General features: G+C 38.9%; 28 protein-coding genes. 23 read left to right on the plus strand and 5 right to left on the minus strand.

Features of this window, described 5'->3' with window-relative positions:
- Window positions 1–7 precede the first annotated feature (7 nt).
- Both SCI76_RS18525 and mciZ read right to left on the minus strand, forming a co-directional pair.
- On the minus strand, window positions 8–925 hold the full coding sequence (locus SCI76_RS18525) for an aldo/keto reductase (RefSeq protein ID WP_048019790.1): 918 nt from the start codon (window positions 923–925) through the stop codon (window positions 8–10).
- Window positions 926–1,018: 93 nt separating this feature from the next.
- A complete protein-coding gene (gene mciZ, locus SCI76_RS18530) occupies window positions 1,019–1,186 on the minus strand; it encodes a Z-ring formation inhibitor MciZ (protein WP_063248544.1) in 168 nt (55 codons plus the stop codon).
- Between the two features lie 71 nt (window positions 1,187–1,257).
- On the opposite strand from mciZ, the gene SCI76_RS18535 reads away from it, so the two are divergent.
- The 19 genes from SCI76_RS18535 (at window position 1,258) to lysA (ending at window position 16,616) form a co-directional block, all read left to right on the plus strand.
- Entirely contained in the window at window positions 1,258–1,809 is a 552-nt protein-coding gene (locus tag SCI76_RS18535) for an NUDIX hydrolase (RefSeq protein ID WP_028411551.1), read from the plus strand.
- Between the two features lie 533 nt (window positions 1,810–2,342).
- Window positions 2,343–2,987, plus strand: coding sequence for a stage II sporulation protein M (gene spoIIM, locus SCI76_RS18540; RefSeq protein WP_025750451.1), 645 nt, complete (start codon window positions 2,343–2,345; stop codon window positions 2,985–2,987).
- Between the two features lie 112 nt (window positions 2,988–3,099).
- Complete coding sequence (locus tag SCI76_RS18545; RefSeq protein ID WP_013059082.1) at window positions 3,100–3,552, plus strand: Fur family transcriptional regulator; 453 nt, start codon at window positions 3,100–3,102, stop codon at window positions 3,550–3,552.
- Between the two features lie 195 nt (window positions 3,553–3,747).
- Window positions 3,748–3,975: a YqzK family protein gene (locus tag SCI76_RS18550; protein WP_013059081.1), complete on the plus strand. Its 228-nt coding sequence runs from the start codon at window positions 3,748–3,750 to the stop codon at window positions 3,973–3,975.
- Window positions 3,976–3,981: 6 nt separating this feature from the next.
- On the plus strand, window positions 3,982–4,875 hold the full coding sequence (xerD, locus tag SCI76_RS18555; RefSeq protein ID WP_028411550.1) for a site-specific tyrosine recombinase XerD: 894 nt from the start codon (window positions 3,982–3,984) through the stop codon (window positions 4,873–4,875).
- 197 nt (window positions 4,876–5,072) lie between these two features.
- Entirely contained in the window at window positions 5,073–6,254 is a 1,182-nt protein-coding gene (deoB, locus tag SCI76_RS18560) for a phosphopentomutase (protein ID WP_048019791.1), read from the plus strand.
- Between the two features lie 16 nt (window positions 6,255–6,270).
- Window positions 6,271–7,101 carry a purine-nucleoside phosphorylase gene (locus SCI76_RS18565; protein WP_028411548.1) on the plus strand — a complete coding sequence of 277 codons (831 nt, stop codon included), beginning with the start codon at window positions 6,271–6,273 and terminating at the stop codon, window positions 7,099–7,101.
- A gap of 116 nt (window positions 7,102–7,217) precedes the next feature.
- Window positions 7,218–8,384: a D-alanyl-D-alanine carboxypeptidase family protein gene (locus SCI76_RS18570; protein WP_033579732.1), complete on the plus strand. Its 1,167-nt coding sequence runs from the start codon at window positions 7,218–7,220 to the stop codon at window positions 8,382–8,384.
- A 102-nt stretch (window positions 8,385–8,486) separates the two neighbouring features.
- On the plus strand, window positions 8,487–8,837 hold the full coding sequence (spoIIAA, locus tag SCI76_RS18575; RefSeq protein ID WP_014458299.1) for an anti-sigma F factor antagonist: 351 nt from the start codon (window positions 8,487–8,489) through the stop codon (window positions 8,835–8,837).
- Window positions 8,837–9,280 carry an anti-sigma F factor gene (spoIIAB, locus tag SCI76_RS18580; protein ID WP_013084935.1) on the plus strand — a complete coding sequence of 148 codons (444 nt, stop codon included), beginning with the start codon at window positions 8,837–8,839 and terminating at the stop codon, window positions 9,278–9,280. Before spoIIAA ends, spoIIAB begins: the two co-directional genes overlap by 1 nt.
- 12 nt (window positions 9,281–9,292) lie before the next feature.
- Complete coding sequence (gene sigF, locus SCI76_RS18585; RefSeq protein WP_013059074.1) at window positions 9,293–10,054, plus strand: RNA polymerase sporulation sigma factor SigF; 762 nt, start codon at window positions 9,293–9,295, stop codon at window positions 10,052–10,054.
- A 161-nt stretch (window positions 10,055–10,215) separates the two neighbouring features.
- Window positions 10,216–10,836 carry a stage V sporulation protein AA gene (locus tag SCI76_RS18590; RefSeq protein ID WP_028411546.1) on the plus strand — a complete coding sequence of 207 codons (621 nt, stop codon included), beginning with the start codon at window positions 10,216–10,218 and terminating at the stop codon, window positions 10,834–10,836.
- Complete coding sequence (locus tag SCI76_RS18595; protein ID WP_014458301.1) at window positions 10,826–11,248, plus strand: stage V sporulation protein AB; 423 nt, start codon at window positions 10,826–10,828, stop codon at window positions 11,246–11,248. The genes SCI76_RS18590 and SCI76_RS18595 overlap by 11 nt, the downstream gene beginning before the upstream one ends.
- Window positions 11,249–11,266: 18 nt before the next feature.
- Complete coding sequence (spoVAC, locus tag SCI76_RS18600) at window positions 11,267–11,728, plus strand: stage V sporulation protein AC (RefSeq protein ID WP_028411545.1); 462 nt, start codon at window positions 11,267–11,269, stop codon at window positions 11,726–11,728.
- Between the two features lie 13 nt (window positions 11,729–11,741).
- Window positions 11,742–12,773 (plus strand): stage V sporulation protein AD, encoded by a 1,032-nt coding sequence (gene spoVAD, locus SCI76_RS18605; RefSeq protein WP_048019792.1) that lies wholly within the window; start codon window positions 11,742–11,744, stop codon window positions 12,771–12,773.
- Window positions 12,761–13,111 (plus strand): stage V sporulation protein AE, encoded by a 351-nt coding sequence (spoVAE, locus tag SCI76_RS18610; protein WP_013059069.1) that lies wholly within the window; start codon window positions 12,761–12,763, stop codon window positions 13,109–13,111. The genes spoVAD and spoVAE overlap by 13 nt, the downstream gene beginning before the upstream one ends.
- A gap of 6 nt (window positions 13,112–13,117) precedes the next feature.
- Complete coding sequence (locus SCI76_RS18615; RefSeq protein WP_014458304.1) at window positions 13,118–13,684, plus strand: stage V sporulation protein AE; 567 nt, start codon at window positions 13,118–13,120, stop codon at window positions 13,682–13,684.
- Window positions 13,677–15,158, plus strand: coding sequence for a spore germination protein (locus tag SCI76_RS18620; protein ID WP_028411543.1), 1,482 nt, complete (start codon window positions 13,677–13,679; stop codon window positions 15,156–15,158). The genes SCI76_RS18615 and SCI76_RS18620 overlap by 8 nt, the downstream gene beginning before the upstream one ends.
- 138 nt (window positions 15,159–15,296) lie before the next feature.
- The gene (gene lysA, locus SCI76_RS18625; protein WP_028411542.1) at window positions 15,297–16,616 is read left to right on the plus strand and encodes a diaminopimelate decarboxylase; all 1,320 of its coding nucleotides are present in this window, start codon (window positions 15,297–15,299) and stop codon (window positions 16,614–16,616) included.
- Between the two features lie 47 nt (window positions 16,617–16,663).
- Here the strand turns inward: lysA and SCI76_RS18630 are convergent, their stop codons facing one another.
- Complete coding sequence (locus tag SCI76_RS18630) at window positions 16,664–17,539, minus strand: DUF1002 domain-containing protein (protein ID WP_014458307.1); 876 nt, start codon at window positions 17,537–17,539, stop codon at window positions 16,664–16,666.
- Between the two features lie 389 nt (window positions 17,540–17,928).
- On the opposite strand from SCI76_RS18630, the gene SCI76_RS18635 reads away from it, so the two are divergent.
- Entirely contained in the window at window positions 17,929–18,363 is a 435-nt protein-coding gene (locus SCI76_RS18635) for a peptidylprolyl isomerase (RefSeq protein WP_013059064.1), read from the plus strand.
- Between the two features lie 244 nt (window positions 18,364–18,607).
- Complete coding sequence (locus tag SCI76_RS18640) at window positions 18,608–18,961, plus strand: GNAT family N-acetyltransferase (RefSeq protein ID WP_013059063.1); 354 nt, start codon at window positions 18,608–18,610, stop codon at window positions 18,959–18,961.
- 75 nt (window positions 18,962–19,036) lie between these two features.
- On the opposite strand, the gene SCI76_RS18645 is transcribed toward SCI76_RS18640, so the two are convergent.
- Window positions 19,037–19,558, minus strand: coding sequence for a DUF309 domain-containing protein (locus SCI76_RS18645; RefSeq protein ID WP_014458309.1), 522 nt, complete (start codon window positions 19,556–19,558; stop codon window positions 19,037–19,039).
- A gap of 132 nt (window positions 19,559–19,690) precedes the next feature.
- On the minus strand, window positions 19,691–19,789 hold the full coding sequence (locus SCI76_RS18650) for a YjcZ family sporulation protein (protein WP_170836726.1): 99 nt from the start codon (window positions 19,787–19,789) through the stop codon (window positions 19,691–19,693).
- 198 nt (window positions 19,790–19,987) lie between these two features.
- On the opposite strand from SCI76_RS18650, the gene SCI76_RS18655 reads away from it, so the two are divergent.
- Window positions 19,988–20,743, plus strand: a complete 756-nt coding sequence (locus SCI76_RS18655; protein WP_048019795.1) for a segregation/condensation protein A — start codon at window positions 19,988–19,990, stop codon at window positions 20,741–20,743.
- Window positions 20,740–21,312, plus strand: a complete 573-nt coding sequence (scpB, locus tag SCI76_RS18660; protein ID WP_033579736.1) for an SMC-Scp complex subunit ScpB — start codon at window positions 20,740–20,742, stop codon at window positions 21,310–21,312. The genes SCI76_RS18655 and scpB overlap by 4 nt, the downstream gene beginning before the upstream one ends.
- Window positions 21,313–21,348 lie beyond the last annotated feature (36 nt).

Genomic DNA, 21,348 nt, shown 5'->3' on the forward strand with positions numbered 1-21,348 from the left:
TTATTTTTTAACGATGAGCTTCATATTGATTTGCTTTAAAAATCGAGTGCAGCTTGCTCACTTCAGTAGGCTGTAGCGGGGAGGTCTCGACAGCCTTTACGTTTTCACGAAGCTGTGAAGAAGAGCTTGCTCCTGCTACAACTGAGGCTACCGCAGGATTAGCTAAACAGTATTGAAGTGCAGTTGAATTCAGAGAGTGATTTGGTCGTACGTGACGAAATGCTTCAATCGTTTTTGATAATTCCGTACCGCTATAGTCTAAGTATCCCTTACCTTCGAATGCAGCAAGCTTTTGCTCTCCGTTTTCGGTTAGCAGCCCTTTGGCTACTGGACCTCTGGCTACAACGCTAATGCCGTTATCGTGCAAAAGGGGAAGTGCACTTTCTTCAGGACGTCTGTCTAACAAGCTGTATTGCATCATGACACTGACAATAGAAGAGTTTTGCACATACTCTCGAATCACATTCGGGCGGATAGATGAAATACCATAGTAGCGAATGACGCCTTCTTGTTTTAATTCTTCAAATGCTTCAATCGTTTCTTCAATATTGTCTTCAACAGTCCCTCCGTGCAGTTGATATAAATCGATGTAATCCGTTTGAAGCCGGCGCAGGCTTTCTTTTACTTCATCTTTTATGTAAGCTTTAGACGGATCCCACGTCCAGCTGTCTTTTGCATCATTCCAGCGATTTCCTACTTTTGTGGCTAAAACAATATCATGTCTGCGGTTTTTTAAAGCTTGTCCCACAAACTCCTCGTTTAAGCCAAAGTCATATAAATCTGCTGTATCAAAATAATTAATGCCATATTCCAGAGCTTCATCAATCATATTGACAGCGTGTTTCTGTTCCGTGCCAAGAGACATGCATCCTAAACCTAATGTACTGACCAGCAAATCTGAAGTACCTAAGCGTCTTTTTTCCATATATGCCACTCCTTATTTTTTACTTGTTTCTATCTATTGTAGCGCTATGATAGAGAGAAACTCAAATAAGAAGATTAAAAAACTGCAGCACAATTAGTGTCTGCAGTCTGCTTGTTGTTTGTAAGAATTAAAATTTTGAGAGATAGCGTTCGTCCACTCATCAACATACTGAAATTGTTCGCTGTATTCTTTTAACTTTTGCTTAATTTCCCATGCTTTACCGACTAAAATGATTTGCTTCTCGTGAACATAAACTTTCATTTTTTCTACCTCCCAAGATTCGTATGATAGAATATATGTAAGAGTCAAAAAAATAGAACGAGGTGGAGAAAATGGATCATTTAACAGAAAAAATGCGGTCTTCTGAAAAGCTGTTTGGAGGCAGAGTGATTGATTTGTACTTAGAAGAAGTAGAGCTTCCGAACGGAAAAACGAGTACAAGAGAAGTAGTTAAGCATCCTGGAGCTGTCGCTGTCATTGCGTTAACAAGCGATCATAAAATGGTTATGGTCAAACAGTATCGCAGACCGATGGATCGTATTTTAGTGGAAATTCCAGCCGGCAAGCTGGAAAAAGGAGAAGAGCCGATTGTAACGGCAAAACGTGAGTTAGAAGAAGAAACGGGCTATACAACAGATTCCCTTAGCCATATTATTTCTTTTTACACATCGCCAGGTTTTGCAGATGAGTTGGTTCACGTTTATTTAGCAGAAGATTTAAAAGTGATGACCACCAAAGCGGAATTGGACGAAGATGAATTTGTTGAAGTGATGGAAGTTACTGTAGATGAGGCCCTTACTCTTATTCAAAACAAAGAAATTTACGATGCAAAAACAGCATATGCTGTGCAGTACTTACAGTTAAAAAGCGGATTAGGAGAGTAAGAGAGTTTTTTCTTTTACATACGTACGGCAATCTAGCAATTTAGAGGTTTACATTGAAACGTCATTTGATGTGAGAAAAAACAGGCATGCGCGTATCTCTAGGTTAAAAAATGTGTGACAACCATATATTAGTTGAAGAAAAATCCGAACGATAAATAGAGATTCTTGATTTAGAATCAAATTCGTTCGGATTTTTTTAAGTTGATGGTGAACGTAGCTTTCATTTATGTAGTTGGTTCTAGCGGTTGATTGGAGGTCAAGGCGAAGACTCCTGCGGGAAAAGCGGAATAGGTGAAACCCCGCAGGAGCGTACGCGACGAGGAGGCTCACCGGCCGCCCGCGGAAAGCGAAGCCTTGCATGAAAATCAACAGCGGTGTCACAAGCTATCCATACTATCTCATTTGTTCTTATTTAGATTAGATTAATTTCATTATGTCTTAATCTCTTTTTTATGTGATAGATTTAAAAGATTCTTGGCATAGTTTTTGTACTCTATCATACACTCTATTAAGCGATTAATAGGAGGAAGACGATGAGAAAAAAACAATTGCCATTATCGTATGCAAGACATTTTCAAGAAAACAGTTCTATTTATTTATTTGTAACCGTGCTGTTTTTAATGGGAATCATTTTTGGGGCTATTGTTGTAAATAGTTTGACGCTTGATCAAAAAGAAGACCTGTACTTCTATTTAAACCGGTTTTTCGGACAGGTAAAGAGTGGGGAAGTAGCAAGCAGCGTTGAAATGTTTCAGCAAAGTTTTTTTCACAATGTTAAATACTTAGGGCTCATTTGGATACTAGGAATTGCTATTATTGGTTTGCCTGTAGTGTTAATTCTGCTGTTTTTAAAAGGAATGGTGATTGGTTTTACCGTAGGCTTTTTAGTCAATCAAATGGGACTCTCTGGGTTTGCGCTATCTTTTGTATCTGTTATGCCGCAAAATATCTTTCTCATACCGGCATTTCTGATTCTGTCTGCAGCTTCAGTTGCCTTTTCTTTGAAGCTCGTGCGGCAGCAGTTTTTTAAAAAAGCAGCGGAGCCTATTTCTGCATCCTTTTTACGCTATAGCGGCACGATGATTGCAATGATATGTTTGGTTGCCTGTGCAGCTACAGTTGAAGCTTATGTATCACCTACTTTAATGAAAAGTGTAATGGCTCTATTAAATAAGTAAGAATAAGTATTAAATAAAAAGAATTCTTTTTTCTTATTAAGAATAACTTTATTTTGACACCCTCGACACATCTGATATAATGGATTAGTGAATGGCGAGGGAGGGAATAATTATGGAAAGTCGAATTGAGCGAATTAAGCAGCAGTTGCACTCAGCTAGCTATAAATTGACACCTCAACGTGAGGCGACTGTAAGAGTACTTCTTGAACATGAAGAGGATCATTTAAGTGCCGAAGATGTATATCTCCTCGTCAAGGAAAAGTCTCCGGAAATTGGATTGGCAACTGTTTATCGTACGTTAGAATTGTTAACTGAACTTAAAATTGTTGATAAAATAAACTTTGGCGATGGCGTTTCTCGCTACGATTTAAGACAAGAAGGAGCCGCACACTTTCATCATCACCTTGTGTGTATGGAATGTGGATCTGTGGACGAAATTCAAGAAGATTTGCTTGAAGACGTTGAAGAAATTGTGGAAAAGCAATGGAATTTTAAAATTAAAGATCACCGCTTGACATTTCATGGCATTTGCCATCGCTGTCAGGATAAAGAAGACAAGCAGTAAAAGCCTTTTCCATAATGGAGAAGGTTTTTTGTTGTACATAAATAGAAAAAATAACGAGGTTACAAGCTATATGGTTTTATAGAAAGGAAGGAAATGACAAGGAGAGAACTCAGCGTATAAAGGCAAGAAACATGTATAAAACCTGTCCCAATTGGCATATCTTCTAATAGAATCAAAAATTGGAGGAATTGTTTCATGAAATCATGGGCTGAAATGGTATATAATACATGTAAAGTATTTATCTTATTTACCGGGTTTACTCTTTTGTTTTATTTTGGAATGATATGGGTATCTCAAGAGTATCAAAATTATAAACGTTATGATGAGCCGTCGGGTTCAGCAGTTAAAGTCATGCAAGCAAGTGTGAACAAAGATCAGACGTGGCTGGAGCGTTTATTTATGTTTTATCAAAACGGGGAGTAGAGGCTATTGAATGATCAAATTCAAGATTTTATTCATTATTTAGTAGTAGAGCGGGGACTGGCGAAAAATACGATTGATTCGTATGAACGAGATTTAAAAAAGTATGCTCAATATTTAGAGCATGTAGAGCAGCTGAAATCATTTAATGAAGTAACAAGACTCCACATCGTTAATTTTCTGAAATATTTAAGTGATCAGCAAAAGTCATCTAAAACGATTGCGAGACATGTGGCTTCAACTAGATCTTTTCATCAATTCTTACTAAGAGAAAAAGCAGCGGATACAGATCCATCCGTTCATATTGATACTCCGCAGCTTGAGCGCAAGCTGCCAAAAGTGCTAAATGCAGAGGAAGTAGAGGCGCTGTTGAATGTGTTTGATACTTCGACGCCTTTTGGCATACGAGACAAAGCGATGCTTGAATTGCTTTATGCTACTGGAATTCGTGTATCTGAACTCGTTAACTTAAATATTGATGATGCACATTTGACGATGGGATTTATTCGGTGTATCGGAAAAGGGAATAAAGAAAGAATTGTCCCCATCGGAAGGTTGGCAACAGAGGCGATTGAAGAGTACTTACAGCATGGCCGGAGTATTTTAACAAAGCAAAAGGAACAGGACAAAGCACTTTTTGTTAATCATCATGGAAGGCGCTTGACAAGGCAGGGGTTTTGGAAAATATTAAAAAAGTTAGCTTCTGAAGCAAAAATTGAAAAAGAATTAACTCCACATACGTTACGCCATTCGTTTGCTACTCATTTGTTAGAGAACGGCGCGGATTTGAGAGCTGTTCAAGAAATGCTCGGGCATGCGGATATTTCGACCACTCAAATTTATACACATGTCACAAAAGCTCGTTTAAAAGATGTATACAATCAGTTTCACCCGCGAGCGTAGGAAGATCCCAATGTCCAGTAAGTTCATAGACATTGGTTTTTTTGATTGAGAACACTTTCATTCCTGTGTACAAAAAAATAAAAAGCGTCTATACTAATAGAGAGGTCAGACTTCTGACCAATAAGAGAAGATGGTTAAATTATTTCCAAACGGGAATTTTATAGAGAATAAATAAATTGATATTTGGAGGGAATAAAATGGCGCATACATATAAACGCGTATTTTTAGTTGTCATGGATTCAGTAGGTATCGGTGAATCACCGGATGCTGAAAAATACAATGATAAAGGTGCCGATACGTTTGGTCATATTGCAGAACACTGCAACGGTCTTCATATGCCTAATATGGCTAAGCTTGGTCTAAGCAATATCCGTGAAATTAAAGGAATTGATAGAGCCGAAAAGCCGCTCGCTTACTATACAAAAATGCAGGAAGCTTCTGCCGGAAAAGATACAATGACAGGTCATTGGGAAATTATGGGCCTTAATATTGATACGCCTTTTAATGTGTTTCCAGACGGATTTCCAGAAGAGCTGATTTCACAATTAGAAGAAAAAACAGGTCGTAAAATTATTGGGAACAAACCAGCATCTGGTACAGAAATTTTAGATGAGCTAGGAAAACAGCATATGGAAACAGGTGACTTAATCGTCTATACATCAGCGGATTCTGTTTTGCAAATTGCTGCTCATGAAGAAATTGTTCCAATTGATGAATTGTACAAAATTTGTGAGATTGCTCGTGAATTAACGCTTGATGATCCATATATGATTGGACGTGTTATCGCTCGCCCGTTTTTAGGTGAACCAGGTAACTTCACTCGTACATCCAATCGTCATGACTATGCATTAAAGCCTTTTGGACGTACAGTAATGAATGAATTAAAAGACAATGACATCGATGTTATTGCTATTGGTAAAATTTCTGATATTTACGACGGAGAAGGGGTCACAAAATCTCTTCGTACCAAGTCGAATATGGACGGCATGGATAAGCTAGTTGATACATTAAACATGGACTTCACAGGCTTGAGCTTCTTAAATTTAGTTGATTTTGATGCTCTCTATGGCCATCGCCGCGATCCACAAGGATATGGGCAAGCGCTTGAAGAATATGATGCACGCTTGGAAGAAGTATTTGATTTATTAAAAGAAGATGATTTATTGATTATTACAGCTGATCATGGAAATGACCCTGTTCATCATGGGACAGACCATACGCGTGAATACGTGCCGCTTCTTGTGTACAATAAAGGCATGAAAGAAGGAAAAGAACTTTCTATTCGTCAAACGTTTGCGGATATTGGCGCAACGGTAGCAGAAAATTTTGGCGTAGCAATGCCTAAGCATGGAAAAAGTTTTTTACAAGAGCTGAATTAAGCAGGGGGAATGGAGTATGAAAAAAGAATATATCGAAAAAGCAGCAGCATATATTAAAAATCAATCAGCTGTTACACCAACCATTGGTCTTATTTTAGGTTCTGGACTAGGGGTATTAGCTGACGAAATTGAAGGCGCGGTAAAAATTCCGTACAACGACATTCCTGAGTTCCCGGTTTCAACAGTTGAAGGTCACGCTGGTCAATTAGTCATTGGCACCATTCATGACGTACCGGTTGTAGCTATGCAAGGACGTTTTCACTTTTATGAAGGGTACGCCCTTGATAAAGTAACATTTCCAGTGCGCGTAATGAAAGAAATCGGTGTAGAAACGTTGATTGTAACGAATGCAGCAGGCGGAGTAAACGAATCCTTTAATCCAGGAGACTTAATGATTATTTCTGATCATATTAATAACTTTGGAACGAACCCTTTGATTGGACCTAATGACTCTGATTTTGGCGTAAGATTCCCGGATATGTCAACTGCTTACTGCAAGGACCTTCGTCAATTAGCGAAGAAAGTAGGAGCTGATTTAAATATCGCCTTACAAGAAGGTGTATATGTAGGAAATACAGGTCCAACATATGAAACGCCTGCTGAAGTACGCATGCTTCGCATTATCGGGGGAGACGCGGTCGGTATGTCTACAGTACCAGAAGTTATTGTAGCACGCCATGCAGGTATGAAAGTACTGGGTATTTCTTGTATTTCTAATATGGCAGCTGGTATTTTAGATCAGCCTTTAAATCATGAAGAAGTGATTGAAACGACTGAAAAAGTAAAACAGCAGTTTTTATCGCTTGTAAAAGAAGTAGTAAAGCAACTTCCAGCTGATCAAAAATAAGAAGAAAATATGACTTCAAGCATCGAGAATTTCTCGATGCTTTTTTTATTTCGTTTAGTATAAATCGATTATACCTTGGAAAAAATAGGTTGTATAAAGAATGGAGGTTTGTGGAGATGAAGCGAACTATTGTAAAGTTACTCGTTGTCATATTTTTATTTCCACTTATGACGCAACCTGTTTTAGCCGCAGAAAAAAAGAGTTCTGAGCTTGCTGACAGTGCTAGATCAGCTATTTTAATTGAACGGGATACAGGAAAAATTCTATACGAAAAAAATAGTAATCAAGAACTTCCCCCTGCCAGTATGACTAAAATTATGACAATGATTTTAATTATGGAGGCTTTGGATAAAGGGAAAATTACCTTAAAAGATAAAGTGCGAGCAAGTGAATATGCCGCTTCAATGGGAGGCTCACAAATCTTTTTAGAGCCCGGAGAAGAAATGACGGTAAATGATTTGCTAAAAGGGATTGCGATAGGTTCTGGTAACGATGCTTCTATGGCAATGGCTGAATATTTAGCTGGATCAGAAGAAAAATTTGTAGCAAAGATGAACCAAAAAGCGAAAGAGCTTGGTTTGACTCATACAAAATTTCAAAATCCGACAGGCCTGCCTGTAGAAAATCACTATAGTACAGCTCATGATATGGCCATGATGGGCAGAGAGCTACTAAAGTATGAAAAAATTATTAACTATACAAGTAAATACGAAGCTTATTTACGCACGGATACAGATAAGAAGTTTTGGTTAGTAAATACGAATCGCTTAGTGAAGTTTTATCCCGGGGTTGATGGACTCAAAACGGGATTTACAGGTCAAGCTAAGTATTGCCTAACAGCTACCGCTAAAAAGGGAAATATGCGTGTGTTAGCGGTTGTATTCGGTGCAAGCACGCCAAAAGATCGCAATAATCAAGTAACCAAAATGTTAGACTACGCATTCAGTCAATATACAACGAAGCCTTTATACAAAAAAGGAGACGTTATTGCCAAGATAGATGTAAACAAGGGTAGTGAAGATCAGGTAACAGCCGTTACGTCAGAGCCTATTTCTGTTTTATTGAAAAAAGGAAATGCAGCCAAAGATGTTAAAACAGAAGTGAAAATGAACGAGAAGTTAAATGCGCCTATTCAAAAAGGCGACAAAATTGGAACGTTGACCATTAAGAAGGATAACAAAGTAATGAGTTCTTCACCGCTTCTTGCAAAAGAAGATATCGATGCTGCTTCTTGGTGGAAGCTATTTAAACGTACGTTCTCTATTTTCTCTCAAACATCTTAAACAGCTAAATGTGACGAAATAGAACTAGTTTTGTCGGTGAGAAGGATTCTATTCTGTTGGCAGCGAAAGATTGACTATAAGATTTCCGAGGAGGTTTGTATAGTGAGTCTTTCAATTGAATTGGAATTCAAACAAGATGTCTTGTTGGTTCGATTAACAGGAGAATTAGATCATCATACGGCAGAAGAGCTAAGAAGCAAAATCACCCAAGCGATAGAGAAGGAATCTATCAGCCATTTGATTTTAAATCTACAGCATTTAACCTTTATGGACAGCTCTGGCTTGGGGGTTATTTTAGGGAGATACAAACAAGTTCATAATAACGGTGGGGAAATGGTTGTATGCGCTATTTCTCCTGCTGTAGAACGTTTGTTTAATATGTCAGGCTTATTTAAAATTATTCGTTTTGAACCTAATGAAGAAAACGCGCTTCAAAAATTGGGGGTGGCATAATGAAAAATCAAATGAACCTCCAATTTTCCGCGCTTAGTCAAAATGAATCGTTTGCCCGCGTCACGGTAGCATCATTTATTACACAGTTAGATCCAACAATGGATGAGTTAACAGAAATTAAAACAGTCGTATCTGAAGCAGTAACAAATGCTATTATTCACGGCTACGAAAGCAATCCGGATGGTGTGGTATATATTTCTGTGACGCTTCATGAAGACGGTGTAGTGGAGCTGATGATTCGTGATGAAGGAATTGGTATCGATAACGTGGATGAAGCAAAGCAGCCTTTATACACAACGAAACCAGATCTAGAACGCTCTGGAATGGGTTTCACCATAATGGAAAACTTTATGGACGAAATTCGAGTAGAGTCTACTGTATTAGAAGGTACGACCTTATATTTAAAAAAGCACTTAACAAATAGTAAAGCGCTATGTAATTAAGGAGACTTGCCAATGGATGTGGAGGTCAAAAAAAATAAAAACGAACCGTATTTAAAGGATCATGAAGTTAAAGACCTCATCAAGCGCAGTCAGCAAGGTGATCAAATTGCACGAGATACAATCGTCCAAAAAAATATGCGGCTCGTTTGGTCGGTTGTTCAACGTTTTATTAACCGTGGTTATGAGCCCGATGATTTATTTCAAATTGGATGTATAGGACTATTAAAGTCCGTTGATAAATTTGACCTATCGTATGATGTTAAATTTTCAACATATGCTGTTCCAATGATTATTGGTGAAATTCAGCGGTTTATTCGTGATGATGGCACGGTAAAGGTTAGTCGTTCTCTGAAAGAAATGAGCAATAAAATACGTAAAGCAAAAGACGAGCTTTCCAAATTGCTTGGACGCGTCCCTACAGTCGCTGAGGTTGCAGAACATTTGGATCTCACTCCTGAAGAAGTAGTGCTAGCTCAAGAAGCTAATCGTGCTCCTTCGTCTATTCACGAGACCGTCTATGAAAATGATGGAGATCCAATTACCCTTCTTGACCAAATTGCTGATCATACGGAAGCGAAGTGGTTTGATAAAATTGCTTTAAAAGAAGCAATTGAAGAACTTGATGAGCGTGAAAAGCTCATTGTCTATTTGAGGTATTACAAAGATCAAACTCAGTCCGAAGTGGCCGCAAGGCTGGGAATTTCTCAGGTTCAGGTATCGAGGCTTGAGAAGAAAATCTTAAAACAAATGAAGCTGCATATGAATGATACGTAATACTTAAGAAGCAATCCGTTTTGCTATTCAAAGAAGAATAGTGAAACGAATTGCTTTTTTTATTTGGTAATTAATGGTCTGTTCAGAAACGTGAATTAGAAAATTTAAGAAAATCCATACTACACGTACAGGGAGATAATGAATCGTAAGGTGTGATATGAATGGAAAACGTTCTTTATCTTAAAATGAGGCATCGTATTCAAGTAAAACCTGATGAAGCTGTAAATATTGGACAATTAGCAATGGTTATAGCAGGAGATTCTGTTCAAAAACAAATTGAAAAGCTAATTGTCTATCAAGTAAGTATGAGTGATCGAAATATTATCATTGTTGATTTAATGAAGGTAATTGAAAAAGTTGCCTCTCAGTATCCGCACTTAGACATTCAGACGATTGGACCCGCTCAAACAATTGTAGAGGTCGTGTATAAAAAGAGACAATATTCCTTTTTGTTTTTTCTAGCTGTTTGGTTTCTTCTCTTCATCGGAGCTGCTTTAGCAATTATGAACTTTCACGAAGATGTGAGTATGAGACAAGTACATCAAAAATTGTTCTATATGCTGACCGGTCTGAGAGATAAGCAGCCTTTGCTGATTCAAGTGCCTTACTCTATCGGTTTAGGGTTGGGAATGATTCTGTTTTTTAACCACGTCTTTAGAAAACGAATTAATGAAGAGCCTAGTCCTCTCGAAGTCGAAATGTTTAATTACCAGCAAGACTTAGATCAATACGTCATTATGCACGAGAATAAAGAAAGTATGAAAAAAATTGATGATCATTAACATTGTGATGACCATTGTAATTGGACTTGCGGGAGGATTGGCTGCAGGTGCTGGGTTTGTAGCATTTTTAACGGTGCTGGGCATTATTCCGCGTTTGATGCAGCTGACCAAAACCATGAAATACATTCAAGCATATGAGTGGGGAGTCGTAGGTGGTGCCGTTACAGGCGGTTGGTGCAGTCTTCATCAATACACGTGGCAGTTTCCTGCGGTGCTTATTATGATCATAGGTCTAACGAGCGGTATTTTTATTGGGATGCTGGCAGCGGCTTTAACAGAAGTGCTTAATGTATTGCCGACGTTAACGAAACGAATAGGAATGGAAGGCAAGCTTATTTTATTGTTAATGGCCATTGTACTAGGCAAAGTATGCGGGTCATTATTTCATTGGATTTATTTTGTTAATCAATAAGAAAAGGATGTATGTAACATGGCAAATAATCAAAAATTAAAAGATAACTATCAAGAAAGCATTAAACCATTTCAGCCTAAACCTTCATATGTGGCAAATTGCCTAAAGGCCTTTTTGGTAGGGGGGATCATTTGTACATTAGGACAGGCAATTCAAAATTTCTATATTGCATTTTTTGACTTTAATGAAAAAAATGCAGGTAATCCTACCGTCGCAACCCTTATTTTAATATCTGCGCTCTTAACCGGGTTTGGGATATATGATCGTATTGGTCAGTTCGCAGGTGCAGGTTCAGCCGTTCCTGTTACGGGTTTTGCCAATTCCATGACGAGTGCAGCGCTTGAACATCGAAGTGAAGGAATTGTTCTCGGCGTTGCGACCAACATGTTCAAGCTGGCTGGAAACGTCATTGTATTTGGGACGGTTTCGGCTTACGTTGTAGGAATCATTCGCTACCTTTTTAAAACTTATTTGCTATGAAAAGAGGGGGATTATGAGAAAAACTGGAAAGCAAACGTGGGTTTATGAAAATCCTATTTACATTAATGCTACAGGAACAGCAGTAGGGCCAAAAGAAGCAGATGGACCGTTGGGAGAAACATTTGATATTACACATAAAGATTTGCACTGTGAAGAAGACAACTGGGAGTTAGCTGAAAGAAGACTGATGACGGAGTCCATTGACTCCTGCTTGCAAAAAATAAATTTATCCTATGAAGACATTGATTTGTTTTTGGCTGGAGATTTATTAAATCAAAACGTAACGGCTAATTTTGTAGCCAGGCATAACCAAATTCCATTTCTATGCATGTTTGGCGCTTGCTCCACATCAATGGAAACGCTGGCAACAGGGGCAGCTCTTGTGGATGCGGGATTTGCTAATCGTGTTATTGCATCAGCGAGCAGTCATAACGCAACCGCTGAGCGCCAATTTCGAAATCCTACCGAGTACGGAGGACAAAAACCAGATACGGCAACGGCAACCATTACGGGAGCAGGGGCAGCACTGGTCTCGAAAGAAAAAGGTATTGTGCGTCTCACGTCTGCAACGATTGGGCGTGTAATGGATTATGGGATTAAAAACGCAAACGATATGGGTTCTGCTATGGCACCAGCTGCTGCGGATACCATTCAAAGGCATTTGGAAGACTTAAACGTCGCTCCAAACGAGTATGATCTTATTTTAACAGGAGATTTATCTGGTGTAGGCAGTCCAATTTTAAAACAGCTGCTCAAGGACGAAGGCTACGATATATCAACCAATCATAATGATTGCGGATTAATGGTATATCGCCCCGACCAAAATGTATTTGCAGGAGGAAGCGGCTGCGGCTGCTCGGCTATTGTCACGTATGGTCATATTTTAAATGAATTAAAATCGGGAAACTTAAAGAAAGTGTTTATGGTGGCAACAGGAGCTCTTTTAAGTCCAACGATGATTCAGCAAAAAGAGTCAATTCCAACGATTGCTCATGGCGTCGTCTTAGAACATATTGGGGAGGGGGATGATCAATGGAGTATGTAATAGCTTTTGCTGTAGGAGGAATCATTTGCGTTATTGGGCAGCTGCTGCTGGATCTTGCTAAACTTACTCCAGCGCATGTTATGAGTTCGTTTGTAGTTGCAGGAGCGATTTTAGATGGATTTGGTCTTTATGATAAGTTGATTGAATTTGCTGGCGCCGGAGCGACGGTTCCAATTACAAGCTTTGGTCATTCCTTGCTGCACGGAGCGATGAAGCAAGCAGATGACCATGGATTTATCGGGATTGGGATTGGGATTTTTGAACTTACCTCCGCTGGAATTTCAGCAGCTATTTTATTTGCTTTTATTATCGCGTTAATCTTTAAACCGAAAGGATAAAAGATTATGAAAAAAAGAAGGATCATTATTGTAACCGATGGCGATGAATATGCGCGCAAAGCAATTGAGCATGTAGCTAAATCGGTTGGTGGCAGGTGCATTTCGAGGTCATATGGAAACCCTACTACGTTAACAGGTAGTCAAACGGTAGATTTAATTCTTCAAGCACCATATGATCCTGTCTTTGTGATGTTCGACGATAGCGGTTTCTTAGAGGAAGGACCTGGGGAAATTGCTTTGCTGCATGTAGCAAAGCATCCTCAAGTAGAAGTTCTTGGAGTGATTGCCGTTGCATCACGAACTCATCAAAGCGAATGGACAAGAGTGGATGTGACCATTGATCGTTTTGGGGAAATATCGCATTACGGCGTGGATAAAAGCGGAATTCAAGAGTTAGAAGTCGGACGAATTAATGGAGATACAGTTTACTGCTTGGATCAGCTCGATATTCCCTTAGTTGTAGGAATAGGAGATATCGGCAAAATGGCTAGGATGGATGATGTCAAACTGGGATGTCCTATTACTGAAAAAGCAGCAAGGCTTATTTTAGAAAGGAGCGGTTCGTTTGGGTAAGCTAGCAGAGAAGAAAACAGCTATTTTTTCAAAAGTGCAAAAAAACGATCAGTGGTTCAAGGAAAACGCTAGTATGAACACAAGCTTTGATGTGGGCGTACGTAAACTGCTTATTTTGGATCGAGAAGTTCATATTTACTACGTAACGGGGCTGTGTGATAGTTCATTTATTATTGAAATTGCAAAAGTACTCATTCAAATTAATGATAATGAAGTTGAACGGGCAAAGTTAAAGGATATTGTTGAAAACCGTCTTATTCATCAGCAAGTCAAGCCTTTAAAGACGCTGGATGATGGAATGGTATCGGTTTTATCAGGACTGCTATTCGTTTTAATTGACGGTGAAGAAGTTGGCTTTGAAGTCGATGTGCGTACATATCCTGGCAGATCCCCTGAAGAAGCGGATACAGAGAAAGTGATTCGCGGAGCAAGAGATGGATACACTGAAAACATCATTATCAATACAGCGTTAACAAGAAGACGAATTCGTGACGGAAGATTTCGTTTTGAAATTATGAAGGTAGGCGAACGATCAAAACTGGACGTAGCGATTGGGTACATAAATGGCGTAGCTGATCCAGGGCTGGTTAAACTGATAAAAGATGAACTGGAAGCAATTGATATAGATGGTTTGCCGATGGCTGACAAATCAATTGAAGAGTTCTTAGTCAAACAAGGAATTAATCCTTTTCCAATGGTACGCTATACAGAACGACCGGACACAGCAGCAGCTCATGTGCTAGAAGGGCATGTGATCATTATTACCGATACGTCTCCAAGCGTTATTATTACGCCAACTACGCTGTTTCATCACGTGCAGCATGCGGAAGAATACAGGCAGGCTCCTTCTGTCGGTACGTTTATCCGCTGGATACGGTTTTTAGGAATTCTTGCTTCTCTTTTCTTATTACCGTTATGGCTGTTATTTGTACTTGAGCCAGACTTGCTGCCGTCAAAATTGCAGTTTATTGGACCAAACGAAGCAACAAATATTCCAACTGTTGTTCAAATTTTCCTAGCTGATTTTGGGATTGAATTTCTGAGGATGGCGGCCATTCATACGCCGACGCCGCTTGCCACGGCGATGGGCTTGATTGCCGCTGCGCTTATTGGGCAAATTGCTATTGATGTAGGTCTTTTTGTTCCGGAGGTTATTTTGTATGTAGCTATTGCAGCAATTGGTTCATTCGCGACGCCAAGCTATGAGTTAGCGGTAGCAAATAAAATGCTGCGATTGTTTCTGTTAATTTTTGTGGCGGCCTTTCATACTCCAGGGTTTCTTATTGCGACAACGTGTATCATTCTCTACATGGCGCGACTAAAATCATTAAATACGCCTTATTTGTGGCCGTTTCTTCCATTTAATCCGCAGGCTTTGTGGCAGATTCTCATCCGCACACCGGTTCCTGGAGCGAATCCGCGACCTAGTATTGTGCATCCGCAGGATAAAGACCGCCAGCCTGCAAAACCTTAAACAAAATATGTGGTTGAAACCTGTATGAAGATGTGATAGATTTGTTTTAAATATGGAAAATAATAAATATTTAGACAGTTAGCAGCGAATTGCCGTTAACTGTCTTTTTTACACTATACACAGGAACGGGGTCTAAACATGTTTTTACACGGAACAAGTCGCATAAATAAGCAGGGGCATCTGGAAATTGGTGGAGTTGATACAGTTGAATTAGCATCTAATTTTGGGACACCACTTTACGTATATGACGTGGCTTTAATTCGGCAGCGTGCTAGAGGATTTAAAGAAACATTTGAAAAGCATGGGGTGAAAGCACAGGTCGCTTATGCAAGCAAAGCTTTTTCGACAATTGCAATGGTCCAAGTCGTTCATGAAGAAGGTCTTTCGTTAGACGTTGTTTCGGGGGGAGAACTGTATACGGCTTTAGCAGCTGACTTTCCAAAAGAACGGATTCATTTTCACGGAAACAATAAAAGCCGAGCAGAACTAGAAATGGCCGTCAAAGAAGATGTAGGATGCATTGTAGTTGATAATTTTTATGAAATTGCATTGCTTGAGGAAATAACGGAACAGTATCAAAAAAAGATGCCTGTTCTTCTCAGATTAACACCTGGAATTGAAGCTCATACACATGATTATATCTTGACAGGGCAAGAAGACTCGAAGTTTGGATTTGATCTTCAAAACGGTCAAGCAGACGAAGCTGTGCGTCTTGTGCAAAATAGCAAGGGGCTAGAACTTTTAGGGATTCACTGTCATATAGGATCGCAAATTTTTGAAACAACGGGATTTATTATGGCGACTCAAAAGCTTTTTGCAAAAATGAAAGAGTGGAAACAACGTATAAAATTTGTTCCGCAAGTATTAAATTTAGGCGGGGGTTTTGGCATTCGTTATACGGAAGAAGATCAGCCTATCCCTGTTTCTCAGTATGTGGAAGTTATTATAGAAGAGGTCAAAAAGCAGTCCAAACAGTTAGAAGTAGAAATTCCTGAAATTTGGATTGAGCCCGGGCGCTCTCTTGTAGGAGATGCTGGAACGACCCTGTATTCAATCGGTTCTCGTAAACACGTACCGAATGTACGTGAATATGTAGCGATTGATGGAGGCATGAACGACAATATTCGTCCCGCACTGTATCAAGCGAAATATGAAGCGGTCATTGCCAATCGAATGAATGATGAGAGTGATGAGCTCGTATCCATCGCAGGTAAGTGCTGCGAATCGGGGGATATGCTGATGTGGGATGTACATCTTCCAAAAGCAAACCCAGATGATTTATTAGCGATGTTTTGTACAGGCGCATACGGTTATTCTATGGCAAGTCACTATAACCGTTTGCCAAAGCCAGCTGTCGTGTTCGTAGAAGATGGAGAAGCACAGCTAGTCGTAAAACGCGAAACGTATGAAGACATTGTAAAAAATGACGTGAAATACAAAGTGACGGTAAAAAAGTAACGAGTGATTAACGTAAAAAAAGAGCCTCTTGTTCAAGAGGCTCTTTTTTATGAGAATAACGATTTAATAGCATCAATAATATCAACAAAGAATTGCTTTAATTTATCAAGAAATGATTGGCCTTCTTCTGACTGAAGAAATGTTGTTACTTTTTCCTTGGTCGCAGAAAGCTGGTCTTTTACTTGGTTCCAATCGATGTTCATATCTTTTAACCGATTGAAAAAGTCAACCAGTGTATTAAGCTCTGAATCTGTTAATTTAATACCTAAATCATCAGCCACGCGCTGAATTAACGTGCGTAAATCGTCCTTTGTTTGAGGATTTTCTTTAGCAATTTCTTCTTTAATCGTTGCCATAAACTGCGCTGCTTTTTCTTTACCGATTTTTTCACCAAGTTCAGATGTTTGGACCATCTCTTCGTTGGCTGCTTTTTTTACTTCTTCTGGGATTTTTTGATCTGTTTGAACTTCATATGCTTTCATAATACCTGTTAAAGCGGCTGTACCAGATACTTCAAATGGAGCAGTAATCTGGATTTTTGCATCTTTAACGCCGGCGGTCATTAAAGCATTAATATACATGTCATCTGTAATACCATTAATATTTTGAGTTGATACGCTTAAACCAGAATCTTTTGAACCAAGGGTAATACTAGAAGATGAAATAGCACGAGATCCAATAGTAGCCTTTGGAATAAAGTCACCTAAGTATTCATGCTCTTCTTGGTTTGTCACGGTTACTGTTTGAGCATTGCTTGGTGCATCAAGGTCATTTAATACCTGTTGCTTCTGAGAGCTGGTTAAGTCCTGACCTAATGTAATAATCACATCGCCCGGAGCAGCATCTGCAAAACTTTTTAAGGGTGCGGTTAGGAATAGAAGAAGACCTAATGTCACCATCATTGCTTTTATCGTTAATTTCAAACCTTTTTCCTCCTTTAATCCCATACTTGCCCTATTATAATACGGGCAGGTCTGAAGTAACAGAGTCAATTCATCATTTTCCCATAAATCAGTCTAGAGGCGTAGATTTCTATATAAAATGAAATCTATGTATCTCCATCACTGTATTAGACGGATGATACTATAAAAAGTTTCATCTCACAACTACTATTTTTTATTTAGAGCCCTACGATAAGAAAGTGAAAAAGTGCATTCATTGAATTCATGAGCTTGTTTGTAGTAGAATAGAGTGAGTTTATAAATGTAAGTGTTCTGCCTCTAGGTGGCATTTACAACTTTTACGTTTTGCCGCTTTGACGGGGAAGATAGAGCCTGTAGCGGTACTAATACATATATTGGAGGTCATTTATATGAAAAAAGCAAGTATTTTAATGGAAAATGGTGAAAAAATTCTAATCGATTTATTTCCGAACGAAGCACCAGGAACAGTAGAAAACTTTGAAAAGTTAGCTAATGAAGGATTCTACAACGGCGTAACGTTCCACCGCGTTATCCCTGGATTTGTTTCTCAAGGAGGAGACCCAACTGGTACAGGTGCTGGCGGCCCTGGCTATTCAATTAAATGTGAAACAGAAGGAAACCCTCACAAACACGAAGCGGGTTCTCTATCAATGGCGCATGCTGGTAAAGACACAGGCGGCAGTCAGTTCTTTCTTGTTCATGAGCCACAGCCTCATTTGAACGGTGTTCACACTGTATTTGGAAAAGTAACAGAAGGACTTGATACAGTGTTGAAAATGAAAAATGGCGACGTAATGAAAGAAGTAAAAGTCTGGGAAGAATAAGAGCATACTGCTAGAAATGGATATCAGCTAATAAAACGTCATAACAACCTTTTACAGGGGGTTACGGCGTTTTTTCTTCGCGCAACAGCTCAAAAAGCGTAATAGATTAGGTTTCTCATACACGCGTGACATATGACAAGCTTTTGTGTAATATTGCTATTTACTTATAAATTTTGTATGATAAAAGCAGTAAAAAACGCAGCGCATTAATTTGTAGGAAAGTTTGAGGACGAGGGAGAATCGTATGCTTATTCGCTATAAACGAAACTATGAAAAAATTGCCATGGGTCTTCTATCGTTTGTACCTACGGAAAAAGATTTAAAAAAACTTCAACAAACGATGAAAGAATATGAGCAAAACGAACATTGGCAGCTGTATCTTTGGAAGCAAGAAGAAGATATTATTGGAATTGTTGGCATTTCCATGCTCGATAAAAGTTTGATTGAGGTTCAACACGTCAGTGTAAACCCTTCACACCGCCAACAGGGCATTGGCAAAAAAATGATTAAAGCTCTTAAAGAAATGTATACGACTGCACAAATTAAGCCGAGTGAAATCATCGCTCCTTTTTATGAAAAGTGTCAGGCGGATGAATAAAAAAAAGCATGATTAGTTGAGGTGCGAAAGCGTCTTTCACATCTTAGTCATCATAAAACAACAGGTAGCTTCTAGCTACCTGTTGTTTTGTTTTGCCAATAAGTTCGCTTGTCTTTCCGCAATCACATCTGAACGATCTCGTGTACTGTGACGATGAACAATCGCATCATTTTGCAGATTAGAAGCTGATAACCAGACAAGCTGTTTATCAGTGCTTCTTTGTTTGCAAGCTCGTAATAATGCTGGATCTTCAATAGGTAAGTTAATGCTTTTATATGGCTGATAGGTATCGATTAAAGCTAATTGTTTGCGAAGAAGTTTAAGCAGTGAAGGATAATTAAGTCCAAGCTGTGCAATGTTTTCTTCTTCCTTCGTTAAAATTGCCAGTGCCTTTTGCATCGTTCTTTTGGCTCCGGCGAAATTTTGACGTCGATGATGATAGAGTGAAACAGCAATTTGAATAAGGCCAACCCAAATAATATTGCGGTGTCCTCTTTCGTCTTTTTTCCAGTGTTCTTCTAGCAGTTCATGACATTCAAAGTAATCCCGGTCGCCATGAAAATGAACTAAATAATCAATATAGGCTTGTGAATACAATCTTGTTCCCTCCTGGTAAGACTCTATATGTAGTGTATCACAAAAATTAGCTATTCATCAGCGCTGTGCCTTTAAAGAGACAAACGTGCTCAAGGTATGGCGAACACGTTTGTTTTTATTCAATATGTGTGGTTAGAAGCGTAAGCAAGAACAACCAACAATAATTAATAAAATAAACAGTACAACAATTAAAGCGAAACCGCTACCGTATCCACAAGATTTTTCACCCATGCGAGTTCCTCCTTCAGCCATTTGAAAATGTTATTACCTTGACATCATATGTATGTTTAAACTTTTTGTATGGGCAAATGACCTATTTTTACGTTAATTTGTATTGGACATGTGTCTATAATCCTCTATACTAATGATAGTAACGTTATATAAAGCAGCAGAAATGATAAGCAATTGAAAAGTGTTGGTGAGATAAAAGTGGAGTACAGTGTAAAAGTAGATGCGTTTGAAGGACCTTTAGATCTTCTTCTGCATTTGATTAACCGATTTGAAATTGATATTTACGATATCCCAGTAGCGACAATTACTGAGCAATATATGATGTTTATACATACAATGAATGAGCTTCAGCTAGACGTTGCCAGTGAGTATCTAGTCATGGCAGCAACTTTGCTTCAAATTAAAAGTAAAATGCTTCTGCCTACGTATGAAGAAGATATGGATGAAATTGAAATGGTCGATGAAGAAGATCCGCGTGAAGAATTGATGCAGCGCTTAATTGAATATCGAAAGTTTAAAGAAGCGGCAGTAGAGCTTCAAAAGCTGGAAGAAGACCAAAGTCATGTGTATACAAAACCTCCAAGTAATGTGCAAATAAATGCAGAAGAACGTACGCAGCCTCAGGACGAAGGATTGGATATATCACTGTATGATATGCTAAGTGCTTTTCAAAAGTTAATGAAACGAAAGCAAAACAAAAAGCCTGTGCAGACGAAAATAGCAAGACAAGATATTCCAATTGACAAGCGCATGAGTGAAATTGTGAATGAATTAAAAGCCTTTAAAGGGAAAAAAAGTTTTTATCAGCTGTTTCCTTATCAAGAGCGTGATCATATTGTTGTAACGTTTTTAGCTGTGCTGGAATTAATGAAAGAAAATGAAATCGTTGTGGAACAGCAGCACAATCTAGACGAGCTTTATGTATCGTATCGAGAAAGGAATGAAGAGGAATGACAACGAATAATTTACAGGCTATTATTGAGAGCTTACTTTTTGTTTCTGGTGATGAAGGTCTGTCTATTAGCCGGTTAGCTGAGATTATAGAAAAGCCTCATGAAGACATTCAAGGTGCTTTGGAAAGCTTAGAGCAAGAGTGTAAGTCCAGAGGAGTTACACTTGTTGAAATAGGCGGGGCCTATCAGCTTGTTACAAAAAAAGAGCATGCACCATATATTGAGAAGCTCGTAGAAGCTCCTGCTAATCAATCATTGTCACAAGCAGCGCTTGAAACGTTAGCTATTGTAGCGTATAAGCAGCCAATTACAAGAGCTGAAATCGAAGAGATTCGCGGAGTGAAAACGGAAAGACCTCTTCAAACTTTAATTGGAAAGGTTCTGTTAAAAGAAGTGGGACGAGCGGAAGGCGCAGGGCGTGCCATCTTATACGGAACGACAAAAGAATTTTTAGGCTATTTTGGGCTTAAAAGTATCGAAGAGCTGCCGCCGCTTCCAGAAGATTTGTTACAAGAAGGAACCGATCAAGAGGCAGATTTATTTTTTCAATCGTTTCAAGAAATGAAGTGAAACCGTAAAAGAACATAGAGTTTTTCTATGTTCTTT

It is taken from the genome of Priestia sp. HNGD-A6, assembly GCF_045784335.1.
Classification (GTDB): domain Bacteria; phylum Bacillota; class Bacilli; order Bacillales; family Bacillaceae_H; genus Priestia; species Priestia zanthoxyli.